This is a genomic window from Paracoccus zeaxanthinifaciens ATCC 21588 (assembly GCF_000420145.1).
Lineage (GTDB): Bacteria > Pseudomonadota > Alphaproteobacteria > Rhodobacterales > Rhodobacteraceae > Paracoccus > Paracoccus zeaxanthinifaciens.
On record NZ_ATUJ01000019.1, the window covers coordinates 1 to 16838 of the forward strand.

Annotated in this window: 15 protein-coding genes and 1 pseudogene; 7 read left to right on the forward strand and 9 right to left on the reverse strand. The window is 67.5% G+C overall.

Annotated features, from left to right (window positions below):
- Positions 1-460: 460 nt before the first annotated feature.
- Positions 461-930, forward strand: a pseudogene (locus tag F804_RS0114235) (integrase core domain-containing protein); the annotation flags it as partial.
- Between the two features lie 140 nt (positions 931-1070).
- On the opposite strand, the gene glf reads toward F804_RS0114235, so the two are convergent.
- The 5 genes from glf to F804_RS0114260 form a co-directional block, all read right to left on the reverse strand.
- On the reverse strand, positions 1071-2207 hold the full coding sequence (gene glf, locus F804_RS0114240) for a UDP-galactopyranose mutase (protein WP_022708422.1): 1137 nt from the start codon (positions 2205-2207) through the stop codon (positions 1071-1073).
- Positions 2204-3208, reverse strand: a complete 1005-nt coding sequence (locus F804_RS0114245; protein ID WP_022708423.1) for a glycosyltransferase — start codon at positions 3206-3208, stop codon at positions 2204-2206. Before F804_RS0114245 ends, glf begins: the two co-directional genes overlap by 4 nt.
- An 83-nt stretch (positions 3209-3291) precedes the next feature.
- The gene (locus tag F804_RS16610; protein WP_022708424.1) at positions 3292-3963 is read right to left on the reverse strand and encodes a 5'-nucleotidase, lipoprotein e(P4) family; all 672 of its coding nucleotides are present in this window, start codon (positions 3961-3963) and stop codon (positions 3292-3294) included.
- A 17-nt stretch (positions 3964-3980) separates the two neighbouring features.
- Positions 3981-5219 carry an MFS transporter gene (locus F804_RS0114255; protein WP_028726019.1) on the reverse strand — a complete coding sequence of 413 codons (1239 nt, stop codon included), beginning with the start codon at positions 5217-5219 and terminating at the stop codon, positions 3981-3983.
- Positions 5220-5302: 83 nt separating this feature from the next.
- Positions 5303-5893: a LolA family protein gene (locus tag F804_RS0114260; RefSeq protein ID WP_022708426.1), complete on the reverse strand. Its 591-nt coding sequence runs from the start codon at positions 5891-5893 to the stop codon at positions 5303-5305.
- A gap of 150 nt (positions 5894-6043) precedes the next feature.
- On the opposite strand from F804_RS0114260, the gene F804_RS0114265 reads away from it, so the two are divergent.
- Together F804_RS0114265 and F804_RS0114270 are read left to right on the forward strand one after the other, a co-directional pair.
- A complete protein-coding gene (locus F804_RS0114265; RefSeq protein WP_022708427.1) occupies positions 6044-7276 on the forward strand; it encodes a putative DNA modification/repair radical SAM protein in 1233 nt (410 codons plus the stop codon).
- Positions 7276-8700, forward strand: a complete 1425-nt coding sequence (locus tag F804_RS0114270; protein WP_022708428.1) for a UdgX family uracil-DNA binding protein — start codon at positions 7276-7278, stop codon at positions 8698-8700. Before F804_RS0114265 ends, F804_RS0114270 begins: the two co-directional genes overlap by 1 nt.
- An 18-nt stretch (positions 8701-8718) precedes the next feature.
- Here the strand turns inward: F804_RS0114270 and F804_RS0114275 are convergent, their stop codons facing one another.
- The 3 genes from F804_RS0114275 to F804_RS0114285 all read right to left on the reverse strand — a co-directional run bounded on the left by F804_RS0114275 (position 8719) and on the right by F804_RS0114285 (position 11828).
- Positions 8719-9636 carry a glutaminase gene (locus F804_RS0114275; RefSeq protein ID WP_022708429.1) on the reverse strand — a complete coding sequence of 306 codons (918 nt, stop codon included), beginning with the start codon at positions 9634-9636 and terminating at the stop codon, positions 8719-8721.
- 63 nt (positions 9637-9699) lie between these two features.
- Positions 9700-10920: a UbiH/UbiF/VisC/COQ6 family ubiquinone biosynthesis hydroxylase gene (locus F804_RS0114280; protein ID WP_022708430.1), complete on the reverse strand. Its 1221-nt coding sequence runs from the start codon at positions 10918-10920 to the stop codon at positions 9700-9702.
- Between the two features lie 50 nt (positions 10921-10970).
- Positions 10971-11828, reverse strand: coding sequence for an SDR family oxidoreductase (locus tag F804_RS0114285; protein WP_028726021.1), 858 nt, complete (start codon positions 11826-11828; stop codon positions 10971-10973).
- A 93-nt stretch (positions 11829-11921) separates the two neighbouring features.
- Here F804_RS0114285 and F804_RS0114290 point away from each other — a divergent pair, with 93 nt between their 5' ends.
- The 3 genes from F804_RS0114290 to F804_RS0114300 all read left to right on the forward strand — a co-directional run bounded on the left by F804_RS0114290 (position 11922) and on the right by F804_RS0114300 (position 14882).
- Positions 11922-13409 carry an AMP nucleosidase gene (locus F804_RS0114290; protein WP_022708432.1) on the forward strand — a complete coding sequence of 496 codons (1488 nt, stop codon included), beginning with the start codon at positions 11922-11924 and terminating at the stop codon, positions 13407-13409.
- Positions 13410-13558: 149 nt separating this feature from the next.
- The gene (locus F804_RS0114295; RefSeq protein ID WP_028726023.1) at positions 13559-13858 is read left to right on the forward strand and encodes an HU family DNA-binding protein; all 300 of its coding nucleotides are present in this window, start codon (positions 13559-13561) and stop codon (positions 13856-13858) included.
- Between the two features lie 127 nt (positions 13859-13985).
- Positions 13986-14882 carry a DMT family transporter gene (locus tag F804_RS0114300; RefSeq protein ID WP_022708434.1) on the forward strand — a complete coding sequence of 299 codons (897 nt, stop codon included), beginning with the start codon at positions 13986-13988 and terminating at the stop codon, positions 14880-14882.
- Here the strand turns inward: F804_RS0114300 and F804_RS16615 are convergent.
- On the reverse strand, positions 14879-16249 hold the full coding sequence (locus tag F804_RS16615; RefSeq protein WP_022708435.1) for an aminotransferase class V-fold PLP-dependent enzyme: 1371 nt from the start codon (positions 16247-16249) through the stop codon (positions 14879-14881). The two genes, F804_RS0114300 and F804_RS16615, sit on opposite strands and share 4 nt — an antisense overlap.
- Positions 16250-16345: 96 nt before the next feature.
- On the opposite strand from F804_RS16615, the gene F804_RS0114310 reads away from it, so the two are divergent.
- Positions 16346-16822: an Lrp/AsnC family transcriptional regulator gene (locus F804_RS0114310; RefSeq protein WP_022708436.1), complete on the forward strand. Its 477-nt coding sequence runs from the start codon at positions 16346-16348 to the stop codon at positions 16820-16822.
- Positions 16823-16838 lie beyond the last annotated feature (16 nt).

Here is a 16838-nt window from a genome sequence, read left to right on the forward strand (position 1 = left end):
CGGCAAGGCTTTGAGATGGTGAGGCGCGAGTCGTGAGGTGATGGCAAAGCGACGGTAACACAGCGGAATTGGACACCCAGTTCGGACCGGAGCGCCTCCGAGCGCGCGCCATTGATAGGGACCCGACCGCCGGCTGACTTCATCAGGGCGCGCAGCTGTAAACTCGCTGCATCTTAGACGCCGTATACATGGCCGCGACCGACCAGATGCCAGATCAAACAAAGCTCTTGCCAAGGGGCCATCCATACATGGTCCGACGACAGTGGCCGAGCGGGATTGAGCACCGGCTTGTTCAGTCCCGGCATCCCTGAAGTTCCGAGGATGAGGAAACGATCCATGGGATCGCTTCCCCGAAGGACCGCCAGGTCGAGCGGATGAACCGCACCATCAAGGAGACGAACTGACCTGCCACGGGATTTCTTCTCCAACTGCAACTAGAGTCCGGCCCAGCGAGAGGACTGACACCTCGATCTCGGGCGGCCGCGTGGCGCACCAACTGACAGCCCTGATCGAGCGCCGCGGTAGGCCCGGCATGATTGTCTCGGACAACGGGGCCGAACTGACCTCGAATGCGATCCTGAGATGGTGCGCCGCGCAGAAGACGAATGGCATTACATCGCGCCGGGAAAGCCAATACAGAACGGCTGCGTGGAAAGATTCAACGGTCGAATGCGGGACGAGTTCCTGAAAGAGACGCTGTTTCGCAACATCGCCCACGCGCGCATTCTGATCGCGGAATGGGTCATCGACTACAACACCGAACGGCAGCACTCGGCGCTCGGATACCAGACCCCAGCAGATTTCGCTCTGCACCTAGCAACCGCAATCACCCGCCCCGCTGCGCAACATGAAAGCTCCGCGCGCTGGGTGAACGCTCAACACACGCCGAAGGGCGTAAATGACCAACGGGCTTCGGTCGCGGCTGGATGAAAGTTCAGTGGCAGGTCAGACTGTCAAACGCTTCCACTACGACAGCCATGATCAGCTACGCATGCACCTACAAAAACCTGGAAATCAGAGCCCGAAGGACTCATCATCGATCCGACCCACCCAATGCCCGGACTGAACACTTAAATCGGCGATACGAGGAAGGACGATAGCGCGCCTTCGGCGTTGCGGAAGGCGGTCGCGGTGTCCAGCGCTTCGCGGATGGTGACGTCCATGTCCAGATAGCGGTAGGTGCCCAGACGCCCGACGAAGGTGACCTTCGGGGTCTCCTCGGCCAGTGCCACATATTGCGCCAGCATCGCCTTCTCGTCGACCAGGCGGATGGGATAGTAGGGCGTGTCGCCCGGCTCGGCCGCGCGGGAATATTCGCGATAGCAGACGCTGCCCTCGTGGCTTTCCCAGGGGCTGAAATGCTTGTGCTCGGTGATGCGGGTATAGGGCACGTCCGCATCGCCATAGTTCATCACCGCGCAACCCTGGTAGTCGCCCTGGTGGGTGAACCGTTCGAAGTCCAGCGTGCGATAGCCCAGGCGCCCCAGCTTGTAGTCGAAATACCCGTCCAGCGGGCCGGACCAGAAGACGTGGTCGGCATCCTCGGCCATGGCAGGGTCGTAGGTGGTGCCCAGCTCGACCGTGATGTTCGGGTGATCCAGGATCGCCTCCACCATCGCGGTATAGCCGTGTTCCGGCATCCCCTGGAAACGGTGGAAGAAGTAGTTGTCGTCATAGTTGAAGCGCACCGGCAGGCGCTTCAGGATCGAGGCGGGCAGTTCCGTCGGCGAACAGCCCCATTGCTTCTCGGTATAGCCCTTGAAGAAGGCCTGGTACAGTTCGGGGCCGACGAAGCGCAGGGCCTGCTCCTCGAAGGTCTGGGGATCGTCGATGCTGGTATCGGCCTTGGATTCGATGAAGGCGCGGGCCTCTTCGGGGCGCATGGTGCGGCCGAAGAACTGGTTGATCGTCAGCAGGTTCACCGGCAGCGAATAGACCGCGCCCTGCGTCGTCGACTTGACCCGGTTCTGATAGGGCATGAAGCTGGCGAAGCGGTTGACGTAATCCCACACGCCCTCGTCGTCGGTATGGAAGATGTGCGGCCCGTAGGTATGGACCATGACGCCGGTATCCTCGTCACGCTCGCTGTAGCAGTTGCCGGCGATATGGTCGCGGGCGTCGATGATGCGGCATTCGTGCCCGGCCTCGGCCAGCTCGCGCCCGATCACGGCACCCGAAAGGCCCGCCCCTACAAGAAGTATCTTCATCCGCTTCGTCCTGACTCCGCTTCGCGTGGGCTTGTGCCCGATGCGATCGCTATAACCTCGGGGTGGGTCCTGTCCAACCGTCCGCGCAGCCCGTCGCGCATGGCGATGCCCAGCAGGCGGCGGAATGTTGCGGATTCGTCGCCGTATCGCGGCGCGATCCTGCGCCACTTGACCGCCAGCAGCGGCAGCAGGGGCCAGAACCACGGCCCCGCCGCCACGCGGTATGCCAGCAGCGCGTTGCGATACATGTAATAGACCTTCCAGATCGGCGTCAGGCGCAGCGTGCCCGCCGCGATCGAGGTCGTGTCGTGTTCGTAACGGATCGCCGGCGCGAACCCGATCCGCAGCCCGCGCCTGCGCAGCCGCAGCGTATAGAGCTGATCGTCGCCATAGATGAACAGCCGCCGGTCGGGATAGCCGCCCTGCCGGATCGCGCGGCGCGACAGGAACAGCCCCACGAACGAGGCCATGTCCACCGCGATGGTTCCCGCGTCGCTGTCATAGGCCGCGTCGTCCAGGTGGAACCCGCGCCGACCCGCGCGCAGCGTGCGCAGGAATTCCGGCAGGCGCCAGAACGGGTTGCGATAGGGGCGGTTCATCTCGCAGACTTGGCCCTCGGGGGTCAGCACCGCGGCGCCCACCGCGTCCCAGCCGTCGCGATCCATGTCGCGGAAGGCCGCCACCGCGCCGGGCATCGGGCGCCCGTCATCGTCCGAGATCAGCACCCAGTCGGGATCCAGCCGTTCCACGATGTCGCGCAGGCCCATGTCGAAGCCGCCCGCACCGCCGGTATTGCGGTCATGCGCGATGACATGCAGGCGTGGGTCGTCCAGCCCGCGCAGCCATTCGACCGTGCCGTCGTCGGACGCGTTGTCGAAGACGACGATCGCGTCCAGGTCCTCGGCCAGAAGGCGCGTCACCGTGGGCTGCAGCTTGGCCAGCCGCTGATGGGTGACGACAAGGGCTGCGATGCGGTCGCGGGAAGGGGGGTGCTGGGTCATGCGTCGGTCGGTTGGGGCGGTGAAGCCGATACCGGCTGCGTGCCGCCCCTATAGCAGGGCGGCCATGCCGCGGGCAACGGCGCTTAAGGGCGGCGCCAGGGGCGCAGCTCGGCCTCGACCCAGGTGCCGTGGGCGGCGTTCGGGAAGACGATCCAGTCCTGCCCGAAGCGATCCGCGTGATCGTGTGCCAGCCGGTGCTGGTCGTCCAGCGTGGCCCCCGCGAACATGCCGTCGAAATCGTGCAGCGTGTCGCCTAGCTGCAGGACGATTCGGTGATCCCGCTCGATCCTTGCGCGGCGGTCGGCCTTGGGCGGGCCGAACAGCAGCACCTGCGCATCCGAGACCTGCGGCAGGCCCAGGCGCGACAGCGTGGCGATGGTCGCCAGCTTGTTCTCCTCGAACCGGTCCGAGAGGTAGAAGATCGCGACCCCCAGGCTGTCGGCCAGGTGCAGGAAATCGGCGGCGCCCGGGATCAGGTGGGGGTCGCCGTCGCGTTCCCAGGACTTCCACATGTCCACGTGGTCCATGCGGTCGTGATGTTCCATCGACAGCGCCATGACGGCGCTGTTGTCCAGGATCGTCTCGTCGATGTCGCTGACGATGGCCAGCCCCTTGCCGCCGCCCGCCCGGTCCACCGCGTCGCGCAGGCGCAGCGTGGCCAGCGCATAGCATTGCCGCTGCAGGGCGCGCACCTCGGCCGAGGATTGCTGGTAGCGGACGGCGATGCGGTGGTCGTGGGGCGTGTGGACGGTCATCTGCGGCCTTTCGGGTCTTAGGCGGGGGCGGCCATGCGCATGGGCGCCTCGCGCACGGGAAGGTGGATCAGTGCACTGAACGCGCCGACGCCCACGCCGATCCACCAGACCAGCTGGTAGTCGCCCGTCGCGTCATACAGCGTGCCGCCCAGCCAGACGCCCAGGAAGGACCCGATCTGGTGCGACAGGAACACGAACCCATAGAGCGTGCCCATGTAGCGCAGCCCGTAGATATAGGCTACCAGCCCCGAGGTCAGCGGCACCGTGGCCAGCCACAGCCCCCCCATCACCAACGAGAAGACGATGACGCTGCCCGGCGTGATGGGCGACAGGATGAAGGCCGCCGCGGCGATGGTCCGCATCGCATAGATGCCCGCCAGCAGGTATTTCTTGGTGTATCGCTTGCCCAGCCACCCCGCCATGATCGAGCCGCCGATATTGGCCAGCCCGATCAACGAGATCGCGATCGCCCCAAGCGCCGAGGTCGTCGTGATCCCCAGGTCCGCCAGCATCCCCGAGGGAGAGATCGGGCCGCACATCTCGGTGATCATCGCGGGGAAATGCGCGGTGATGAAGCCCAGCTGGTACCCGCAGGAAAAGAACCCCACGAAGATCATCAGATAGGACGGATCGCGGAAGGCGCGGCGCAGCACGCTGCCCATGCTCTCCTCCAGAGCCGAGGGGCTTGCCGGGCGGCCCCCGCCCAGCATCGGCAGGAAGGCCATCGTGGACAGTACCACCACGCCGAAGATGATGAACACCGTCTGCCATGCATAGAAGCCCAGCAGGACCTCGGCCACGGGGGCGCCGAAGACCTGGCCCGCCGACCCCGCCGCCGTCGCGATCCCAAGCGCAAGGCTGCGGTTCTCGTCGCTGGCGGCGCGGCCCACCACGGCCAGGATGACACCGAATCCCGTGCCTGCGATGCCGAAGCCGACCATCACTTCCAGCGCCTGGATGCCCAGGGGGGTGGTCGCGAAGGCCGTCAGCACCAGACCCGCACTGTAGAGGATCGCGCCCAGGATGATCGCCCACCTGTCGCCCCATCGTTCGGCCAGCGCCCCGAAGATCGGCTGACCGATCCCCCAGGCAAGGTTCTGGATGGCGATGGCCAGGCTGAACTCGGCGCGAGGCCAGCCGAAATCGGCGGCGACGGGGATCTGGAAGACGCCGAAGCTTGCGCGCATGGCGAAGTTGATCAGCAGAATCAGCGAACCGCCGATCAGCACCGGCGTAAGCAGCGAGGATTTGGTCATCATGGCTGTGGCCCCCAGGATCAGGGCCACAGGTTTGCTGTTGCGTCAGGCGGGGTCAATCGCGCGATTGTATGGCTGCAATATCAGCGGCGGCCCATCTCGTTCTGGATCGAGAAGCGCGACGACGGGATCGACCCGCCCTTGCGCATCTCGCCCAGGATGACGGTGGTCTTCTGGCCGCTGTCATCGGTGACGACCCACTGGCGCAGCTCGGTCGGCTGGGTGAAGACCATCTGGATGTTGCCGTGATCGGGATGCTGGGGATCCTGCGCCACGACGATGGTGCCGTTGTTCTGTTCGGTATGGCCGGTCACGACGCCCGGACGGCCCAGGTTGACGTTGCTGTCCAGGATGATCGACAGCGGGGTCTGCGACAGCGGGTATTGCTGCGGCCCGCCATTCGATTTCGAATCGAACACCGCCACGTTCCCGCCCGATGCCAGCACCAGCGTGTTGTCGTTGTCGTATTCGAACCGCACGCGGCCCGGCCGCTGGATATAGACGGTGCCGGTGGACACGGTGCCGTCGGGATTCACCTGGGTGAAGTCCGAGGTCACGGTCGTCAGCCCGTTGAGATAGCGGGAAATCTCGGACAAGGAGATCGGCGCGGCCATTGCCTGCACGGCAAGACCGACAAGAAGGGCGGGCGCAAGAGCGAGTGAGCGAATGTTCATGACGCTGATCTTATCCTTTCCTGTGCGGTCTGCACATCACGTCTGCAGGAAGGCCGCAGCCCGCAACACTCGCGCGGATGTGAGGGTTCCCACCGGATGCAGCCTTTCGTCGCAGTTGAAGGGAACGTAAAGGGAACGTATCTTGCGGGCATGGTCACGAAAACGCTTCAGGACAAGCTGGCGATCCTGTCGGATGCCGCGAAATACGATGCCTCCTGCGCCAGCAGCGGCACGACGCGGCGCGATTCGCGCTCGGGCGGGATCGGGTCGGCGGGCGGCAGCGGGATCTGTCATGCCTATACGCCCGACGGGCGCTGCATCAGCCTGCTGAAGATCCTGATGACGAATTTCTGCATCTACGACTGCGCCTATTGCATCAACCGGGTCAGCAGCAACGTGGAACGCGCGCGGTTCTCGCCCGAGGAGGTGGTGACCCTGACGCTGGAATTCTATCGCCGCAACATGATCGAGGGGCTGTTCCTGTCCTCGGGGATCATCCGAAGCCCCGACCAGACGATGGGCGACATCGTGCGGATCGCGAAGATGCTGCGCGTGGATCACGGCTTCAAGGGATATATCCACCTCAAGACGATCCCCGACGCCTCGCCCGAACTGGTGGCCGAGGCGGGGCTCTATGCCGACCGGCTGTCGGTCAATATCGAGCTGCCGCAGGACGATTCGATCCGCAGGCTGGCCCCCGAGAAGCGCCCCGAGACGATCCGCGCCACGATGGCCGACCTGCGCCTGTCGCGCGAGGCCGCGAAGGAGAAGTCTTTCACCGGCAAGCGCCCCCCACGCTTCGCGCCCGCCGGGCAGTCCACGCAGATGATCGTGGGGGCCGATCAGGCCTCGGACCGCGACATCCTGCGGACCTCGGCCAATCTCTATACGGGGTATCGGCTGAAGCGGGTCTACTACTCGGCCTTTTCGCCCATTCCCGACGCGTCCAAGGTGCTGCCGCTGATCAAGCCGCCCCTGATGCGGGAACATCGCCTGTACCAGGCCGACTGGCTGATGCGCTTCTACGGCTTCGACGCCGAGGAGATCGGCGCCGCGCATCCCTCGGGCAACCTGGATCTGGCCATCGACCCCAAGCTGGCCTGGGCGCTGGCCAATCGCGCGCATTTCCCCGTGAACGTGACCCGCGCCCCGCGCGAGATGCTGCTGCGCGTTCCGGGCTTCGGGACCAAGACGGTGCAACGCATCCTTGCCGCGCGCCGGAACGGAGCGGTGCGGTACGGCGACCTGCTGCGCATGGGGGCGATCATGTCCAAGGCGCGGCCCTTCGTGACGCTGCCCGACTGGCATCCCGGCGCGCTGACCGACAGCGACGGGCTGCGCGCGCGCTTCGCCCCCGCCCCCGAACAGCTGAGCCTGTTCTGATGATCCGCGCCAGCCTGCCGCGCTTCGGTCGGTTCGAGGCATGGCGCGACGCGGCGCGCATCCTCGCCAGCGCGCGCATTGCGCCCGGCGACGTGACCTGGGGCGATCCCGATGCGCCGGCGGACCTGTTCGGCGCCGATCCCATGCCCGCACCCGGCGATGCCCCCGTCACCGCGTCGCGCGATTTCCTGGATCTTGCGCGGCAGGTGGCCAGCCATTCCGATCCCGAACGCTTCGCCCTGCTTTATTCCGCGCTGATGCGGCTGCAGAACGATCGCGGGTTCCTGTCGAACCCCGCCGACCCGCTGCAGGACCGCCTGTCCCGCATGGCCAAATCCGTGCGCCGCGACATCCACAAGATGCATGCCTTCGTGCGGTTCCACGAACTGCCCTCGGACGGTCCGCGCCGCAGCTTCGGGGCGTGGTTCGAACCCGAACACCCCATCCTCGAGGCCGGGACGCCCTTTTTCGCCAAGCGCTTTGCCGACATGGACTGGCTGATCGCCACCCCCGAAGGGATCGCGCGCTTCATGGGCGGGCCGGTGTCCTTCGATCCGCCCGCCGCGCGGCCCGACCTGCCCGACGATGCCAGCCACGGGCTGTGGCAGACCTATTTCGCCAACATCTTCAACCCGGCCCGCATCAAGACCAATGCCATGCGGTCCGAGATGCCGGTGAAATACTGGAAGAACCTGCCCGAGACGCGGCTGATCCCCGAGATGCTGAACGACGCCCCGCGCCGGGTGAAGGCCATGGCCGATGCGGGGGCATCCATCGCGCCCACGCGGGCCGCGCGGGTGACGGCGCGGATCAGGCAGGCGCCCGACGATGCGGTGCCGCAGTCGCTGGGACAGGCGGGCGAACAGGCCACACGTTGCACGCGCTGCGAATTGTGCCATGCCGCGACTCAGACCGTCTGGGGGCAGGGCGATCCGCAAGCGGGGCTGATGATCGTGGGCGAGGCTCCGGGCGATCACGAGGACCTGCAGGGCAAGCCCTTCGTCGGCCCCGCGGGCCAGTTGCTGCGCGACACGATGGGGCAGGCGGGGATCGATCCCGACCGCGCCTGGCTGACCAACGCGGTCAAGCATTTCCGCTTCCAGCCGCGGGGCAAGCGGCGCCTGCACCAGAACCCCGATGGGGGCCATATCGAGCATTGCCGCTGGTGGCTGGACCTGGAACGCCGCTTCGTGCAGCCGCGCCTGACCCTTGCGCTGGGCGCGACGGCCGCGCGGGCGCTGACGGGCGACAGCTCGGCGCTGACGCCGCGACGGGGCGGGGTGGAGCGCGCATTGGATGGCGGGCCGGTGCTGGTCAGCTGGCATCCCAGCCTGATCCTGCGCCTGCCGCCCGACCGCGCGCCTGTCGCGCGCGCCGAACTGCTGGCGGATCTGCAGACCGCACGACAGATGCTGGCGGCCTGATCCCAAGCCGAGGACCTCTCAGCCGAAGACGGACCAGCCGGTGAACTCGGCCAGCTTCTCGGCTGCCAGCGTGCCCATCTTGGAATTGCCCCAGCCGTCCAGCCCCGGCGACCAGATCGCGATACTGGCGCGTCCCGGCGCGATGATCAGCAGCCCGCCGCCCACGCCCGATTTTGCGGGCAGACCCACGCGGAAGGCGAAGTTCCCCGACCCGTCATACTGACCGCAGGTCAGCATCAGCGCGTTGATCCGGCGGGCCTTGCGCGGCGACAGCATCTGCGGCGCGTTCGGCAGCCCCGCGATGGACCGGCCCGCGCGGGCCAGCTGGATGCAGCTCATCTCGATGGCGCATTGGTGGAAATAGGTGCCGGTCGTGTGCTCGGGCGGGTTGTTGAGGTTGCCGAAGCTGCGCAGGTAATGCGCAAGCGCGGTGTTGCGGTGGCCGTTCTCGGCCTCGGATCGGGCGACGGCCTTGTCGATGTGGATGTCGTCATCCTCGGCGGCGGCGCGAACGAAGCTCAGGACCTCGGACAGGGCCTGGCGGGGCGTGCGCCCCGTCAGCAGCTCGTCGGTGACGACCAGCGCACCGGCGTTGATGAAGGGGTTCCGGGGGCGGCCCTTTTCCTGTTCCAGCAGCAGGATGCTGTCGAACCGGTCGCCCGATGGCTCGCGCCCGACGCGCAGCCACAGCTGCTCGCCGATGCGGCCCAGCACGCAGGCCAGTGCAAAGACCTTGCTGACCGACTGGATCGAGAAGGGCTGCGCGGCCTTTCCCGCCGTCAGCACGCGCCCGTCGGGCAGGGCCACGGCGATGCCGAACTGGTCGGGGGCCACGCGGCCCAGCTCGGGGATATAGTCCGCGACCGCGCCCCAATCGCCCATCGCGCGGATCTCCGCGTCCAGTCCGGTCAGGAATTCCTGCAGATCCTCGGCCATGCCGCCCCCTTCGCATCGCGTTCAGGCGCGCTTCTGCCCGAAAGGGTCGGGCCTGTGAACCGCCTAAAGCGGTCTGCCCGTCAGAAGGCGCGGCATCGGATCGACCGCCAGCCCCGCCGCCTGCCGCATGAAGCGGCGGCGCAGGCCCGGAATGCCGCCGACGATGCCCATGCCCGCCCCGCGCAGCCCCGCGATCAGCGGGTTGTCGGTCGCGAACAGCCGGTTCACCCCGTCCATGCCAAGCGCCAGCGCGGTCGCATCGAAGCGCCGCCATCCCTGGTATCGTTCGAGGACGAGGATGCTGCCGATATCCTCGCCCCGGCGCAGGGCCTCGACCAGCACCTCGGCCAGGGCCGCGACATCGCGCAGCCCCAGGTTCAGACCCTGGCCCGCGATGGGATGCACGCCATGCGCCGCATCCCCCACCAGCGCGACCCGTTCCGCGACATAGCTTTCGGCCAGCGACAGGCTGAGGGGATAGCTGAAGCGCGCCCCCGCAAGGCCGATCGGCCCGAGGAAGTCGCCGAAGCGCGGGCGCAGCACGGCCATGAATTCGTCATCGGGCAGGGCGGCGATGGCGCGGGCATTGGCGTCGGTTTCGGACCAGACGACGCTGCTGCGATTGCCCGGCAGGGGCAGGATCGCCAGCGGGCCGGTCGCCATGAAATACTGATGCGCGATGCCCTCATGGGGCAGGTCGTGGTCGATGGCCGCGACCAGCGCGGTCTGCCCGTATCCCCAGCCGCGCCGCGCGATGCCCGCACGCGCGGCCACGCCCGACCCGCGCCCGTCCGCGCCGATCAGCAGGCCCGCGCGGATCTGCTGCCCGTCCGACAGGGTCGCGGTCACGCCGGTCGCATCCGCCGCCTGTTCCGTGACGGCCAGCCCGTCCAGATGCGTCACGCGCCCGTCCATCCCCGCCAGCAGCGCGGCATAGAGGAAGCGATCCTCCAGCATGTGTCCGACGGGGCCTTCCTCGATCTCGGCGCTGTCGAAATGCAGGAAGCAGGGGGCCGCGCCCGATCCGGGCTGACCCTGGGACGCCTTGATCTGGCGCATGGGCTGCGCCTTGGGCGCAAGATCCGTCCACAGCCCCAACGCCCCCAGCAGCCGGGTCGAGGCGATGGACAGCGCATAGGCCCGACCATCGAACGCGGCATCGGCCCGCGCCGTCGCGGGGCGCGGATCGACCACGGCCACGGACAGCCCGGCACCCGCCAGGGCAATGGCCAGCGTGGGGCCGTTCAGCCCGCCCCCGGCGATCAGGATGTCAAAGCGTTTCATGGCCGCGATCTAGTCACGGGCGGGGGGCAAAGGCAATGCGGCGCAACGGCTCAGCCCTCGGCGCGCAGGATCGCGCGAAGGCCGCTGTCATAGCCCGGATATTTCAGCGCGACGCCCAGCCGTTCCTTGATCCGCGCGTTCGAGACCCGCTTGCTGTCGGCATAGAAGGACCGCGCCATGGGCGACATGTCGCGGGCGGCCTCCTCGAAGGGGATTTCCGGCGGCGGGTCCATGCCCAGCAGCATCGCGGCATGGGCGATCACGTCCTGCGGCGGGGCGGGCTGGTCGTCGCACAGGTTGTAGATCCCGATCGGGTCGGGCGCGTCGATCGAGGCCAGCAGCACCTGGGCGATATCCTCGACATGGATGCGCGAGAAGACCTGCCCCGGCTTGACCGTGCGCTTGGCGCTGCCGCGACGCAGCTTGGCAAAGGGGCCGCGACCGGGGCCATAGATCCCGGCCAGCCGGAAGATGTGCAGCGGCAGGCCGTTTTCGCGCGAAAGGTCCTGCCAGTCGGCCTCGGCGCGGATGCGGGCCTGGCCGCGCGGGCCGGACCCGTCCAGCACGCTGTCCTCGTCGACCCAGCCGCCCTGCCGGTCGCCATAGACGCCGGTGGTGGACAGGTATCCCAGCCAGCGCGGCCGCGCCTGCGCCAGGTCGACCCGGAACCGCGCCAGCACCGGATCGCCGTCCGGCCCCGGCCCCGCCGACACCAGGATCGCGTCGGCCCGCGCGATGGCCTGCCGGACGCCATCCTCGTCCCCCGGCCAGACCAGCGGACGCGCGCCCGCCGCCGCCACCCTTTCGGGGTGTTCGCGCGTGGTGCCTGTGACGTTCCAGCCCCGTGCCGTCAGCAGGGGCGTCAGATAGCCGGCAGAATAGCCGTGACCGAAGACGAGCATTTCCATGACGCCAACGTAACGGGCCGCGCGAAGCGGCGCCAGACGCTTGCCTGCCGCAGGCGCTTCCGGCAGGGTCGGGGCAATCAGAAGGACGATGAAATGACCACGGATTCCCGCTTCCTGCCCATCGAGACGCCCCCGACCGAAGCCCCCCGCGATTTCAGCGACCCGGTGCAGGCCGTGGCGCATCTGCGCGCGCTCTATGACCAGGCGACCGAGTTCCTGCTGGCGCATTTCACGCGCATCCTGGGCGGCGAGACCCCAGAGGCGCGGTATCGCGCCTTCTATCCCGAGCTGCGCATGGTCGTGCCGACCCATGGCAAGATCGACAGCCGCCTGTCCTTCGGCCATGTCGTGGCGCCCGGCAGCTTCGCGACCACGATCACCCGTCCCGACCTGTTCCAGAACTATCTGACCGAACAGATCGGGCTGCTGATGAAGAACCACGGCGTGGTGATCACGGTGCAGCCCTCGGACACGCCGATGCCCGTGCATTTCGCCGTCGCCGCCGCCCAGAGCGATCTTGCCGTGCCGCAGGAAGGGGTGCTTGCATTCTCGCTTCGCGACGTGTTCGACGTGCCCGACCTGAACACGATGAACGACGACATCGTGAACGGCATGGCCGGCCCGATGCCCGATGGCAGCCAGTATCTTGCGCCTTTCACGGCGCAGCGCATCGATTACTCGCTGGCGCGCCTGTCGCATTACACCGCGACCGCGGCCGAGCATTTCCAGAACTTCGTCCTGTTCACGAACTACCAGTTCTATGTCGACGAGTTCGAGGCCTATGCCCGCAAGGTGCTGGCCGATCCCGACAGCGGCTATACCGCCTTCGTGGCCCCCGGCAACCAGGAGATCACCGGCCCCGACGACGCGCTGAGCGCGCTGCCCAAGATGCCGCAGATGCCCACCTATCACCTGAAACGCGCCGACGGGCAGGGGATCACGCTGGTCAATATCGGGGTGGGGCCGTCCAACGCCAAGACCGCGACCGACCATATCGCCGTGCTGCGCCCTCATGCCTGGCTGATGGTCGGCCATTGCGCGGGGCTGCGCAACAGCCAGTCCCTGGGCGATTTCGTCCTGGCCCACGCCTATCTGCGCGAGGATCACGTCCTGGACGACGATCTGCCCGTCTGGGTGCCGATCCCCGCCCTGGCCGAGGTGCAGGTCGCCCTGCAGGAGGCCGTGGCCGAGGTCACGCGCCTGGAAGGCTACGAGCTGAAGCGCATCATGCGCACGGGCACCGTGGCCACGATCGACAACCGCAACTGGGAACTGCGCGACCAGTCGGGGCCGGTCCACCGCCTGTCGCTGTCGCGTGCCGTGGCGCTGGACATGGAGAGCGCGACGATCGCCGCCAACGGCTTCCGGTTCCGCGTGCCCTACGGGACGCTTCTGTGCGTTTCCGACAAGCCGCTGCACGGCGAACTGAAGCTGCCGGGCATGGCCACGGACTTCTATCGCACGCAGGTCGCCAATCACCTGCTGATCGGGATCCGCGCGATGGAGAAGCTGCGCGTCATGCCGCTGGAACGCATCCATTCGCGTAAGCTTCGCTCCTTCAGCGAGACGGCGTTCCTGTAGGCGGGCGTCAATTCGCCAGCAAACGCGGGAATTCGCGCGTCCGGCGAAAAAGGCTTGATCTACCCGTGAAAACCGTGTGTAGCAGGCGATATGCCTTAAAAAGGCGGTAATTTTGTGGCCCGGAGCAACAGGGCAAGAGGAGACAGAACATGGCTACGGCTTCTGCCAAACCGATGACCAAGACGCAGCTCGTCGCTACGCTGGCCGAAGAAATGGGTTCGGACAAGAAATCGGCAGGTGCCGCGCTGGACGCGCTGGTCACCATCGTGACCCGCGAAGTCGCTGCCGGTGGTGCCGTGACCCTGCCGGGCATCGGCAAGATCGCTTGCCGCGCACGCCCCGAGCGCCAGGTCCGCAACCCGCAGACCCAGGAAATGATCACCAAGCCGGCCGACAAGTCGGTCAAGGTGACCATCGCCAAGGCGCTGAAGGACAGCGTCAACAGCTGATCCCGCGGGGCCTTACGGCCTTGTCTTTCGGGGGTCGTGCCGCTGGCACGGCCCCTTTTTTGCGCTTTGTTTGCAGGGGACGCTCTGCTAGCCGTTCGTGCAGCATGTGCAAGATACGGGGCAGGGCATGGATTTCCGCGCAATCCTGATGGGTGTCGCTTTCGCGATCATGTGGGCCTCGGCCTTCAGTTCGACGCGCATGATCGTGACCGAGGCCCCGCCCCTGACTGCATTGGCGCTGCGTTTCGCGCTGTCGGGCGCGGTGGGCGTGGCGATCGCGCGCGCGATGGGCGAAAGCTGGCGCGCGCTCAGCCCGGCGCAATGGCGCGCGGTGGTGGTGCTGGGGCTGTGCCAGAACGCGCTGTACCTGGGGCTGAACTGGATGGCGATGCAGTGGATCGAGGCCGGGCTGGCCTCGATCATCGCGGCCAGCATGCCGCTGATGGTGGCGCTGCTGGGCTGGATCTGGCTGGGCGAGCGCCTGCGTCCCCTGGGCATCGGGGGGCTGGTTCTGGGCCTTCTGGGGGTCGGCATCATCATGGGGGCGCGTCTTACGGGCGGCAGCGACCCGATGGGGATCGCGATGGGCTTCGTCGCGGCGCTGGCCCTGGCGGTCGCGACGCTGACGGTGCGCGGCGCCAGCGGCGGGGGCAACGTCATGATGGTGGTGGGCCTGCAGATGCTGGTGGGCGCGGCGGCACTGGCCATGATCGCGCCCTTTGCCGAGACCTGGGACGTGGCGATCACGCCGCGCCTTGTCGGGGCCTTCGCCTATACCGTGATCGTGCCGGGGCTGCTGGCCACGTGGATCTGGTTCCTGCTGGTGGGGCGGATCGGCGCGGTCAGGGCCGCGACGTTCCACTTCCTCAGCCCGTTCTTCGGCGTGACCATCGCCGCGCTGCTGCTGGGCGAATCCCTTGGCGCGGGCGACCTTCTGGGCGTCGCGATCATCATGGTGGGCATCCTTGCGGTCCAGCTGTCGCGCCAGCCCGCCCCCGTGCGCAAGCGTCCGCCCCCGGCCTAGGCCGCGGGACGGAAGATCGCCGTCGTCGGATCGGGGCGATAGGCGTCGCGGTGCCGCAGCGCGTCCTGCGGCAGCTGCCGAAGCGCGTTCAGGATGGCGTCGATTTCGGGCTCGGGGGCGGCCCAGCACAGGTTCAGGCGCGTGAAGCCCGGCTTCTCGATCTCGGCGCCCGACAGGATCGCCTGCCGCAGCCGTTCCGATTGCGCATCGTCGATCCCCAGCAGCCGGTGGACATAGGGGCCCGCGCAGGCGCAGCCGCCCCGCGCCTGGATGCCGCGCAGGTCCGACAGCAGCCGCGTGACGAATTGCTGATGCGCGCCCGCCACGCGGAAGGCCAGGATCGGCAGGCGCGGAACGTCCCGGCGGCCCAGCATCGCCAACCCCGGCACGGCGTCCAGGTCGCGCGCCTTTTCCAGCCATCGCGCGTTCCGGTCGTCGATGAAGCGCTGGCCCACGCGATCCTTCAGCGCGAAGACCAGCCCCGCGCGGATGTCGCCCAGCACGTTGGGCGTGCCGCCTTCCTCGCGCGCCTCGACATTGGCGGCATAGTCGTGGCCCGCGGCGTTAACGAAGCGCACGGTGCCGCCACCCGGCAGGCTGGGCCGCGCGATCCGCACCGCGTCGCGGCGCAGGATCATCACGCCCGATGCGCCCGGCCCGCCCAGGAACTTGTGCGGCGAGGTCACGACCGCATCCATCCCCAGCCCCATGTCGATGGGCAGATAGGGCGCACCCCCGGCATAGTCCCAGACCATCGCCGCCCCCGCCGCCTTGACCATGCGCGTGATGCCCGCCACGTCGGCGATCGCGCCCGTCACGTTCGACGCCGCCGACATCGAGACGATGCAGCGCATCCCCGTGTCCAGCGCCTGTGCCAGCGCGACCCTGTCGGGGCCGCCCGCGGCACCCTCGGGCAGCTCGATCACCTCGGCGCCGCTTTCGCGCCAGGGCAGGATGTTCGAGTGGTGTTCATAGGGGCCGATGATCACGCGGCTGCCTGGTCCCGCGCCCAGCAGCTGCACCAGCCGGTTGATCCCCGCCGTGGCCCCCGATCCGCAGAAGATCGCCGCGTGATCCGCCGTGCCGTTCGTGCAGCGCAGGATCTGCGCGCGGGCGGCGCGGCGCATGGCGGTCATGGCGGAGCCGCAAAGGCTGGCCTCGGTATGGCTGTTGGCATAGCGGGGCAGGATCTCGGTCATGACCAGCTTCTCGATCGGCATCAGCGCGCGGCCCGAAGCGACGTGATCGGCATAGATCATGCGCTTCGGCCCGAACGGCCCCTCGATCGTCAGGTCGTGGCCGATGACCTGTTCATGCAGCCTGTCGGCGGGTCCGGCGATCGCGTGCAGCCTGTCGAAGATGTCCATCGGGGCCTTCCTTCCATGTCTCGTCCCGAAGCATGACCCGGTCCGGCCGCAGAATTGATTTCGTTTTCGATGCAGGATGCGGGTATATCGGGTCGCATGAACGACAAGACGCCCGGATTTGACGAAATCGACCACCGCATCCTGTCCGTCCTGCAGCAGGATGGCAGCGTGTCGCAGCGCGACCTGGCCGAACGCGTCGGGATGTCGCAGAACGCCTGCTGGCGCAGGTTGCAGCGCCTTCAGCAGGCCGGGGTGCTGAAGGGCAGCCGCGCGGTGATCGACGCAGGCGCCGCAGGGCTGCACCTGACGGTCTTCGTGATGATCCGCACCCGCCATCACGACGACGCCTGGTCGCGGCGGTTCCGCGCCCGCGTCGAATCCATCCCCGAGATCACCGAGCTGCACCGCATCGGCGGCGAATGGGATTACATGGCCAAGCTGGTGACGACCTCGATGGCGGGCTACGACCAGTGCTACAAGGCGCTGACACGCGACATGGATCTGGAACGCGTCACGGGCGTTTTCTCGATGGAGACCATCTTCGAGGCGCGGCCGCTGCGGTTGCCGCGCTGAGTTCCACGCAACACCT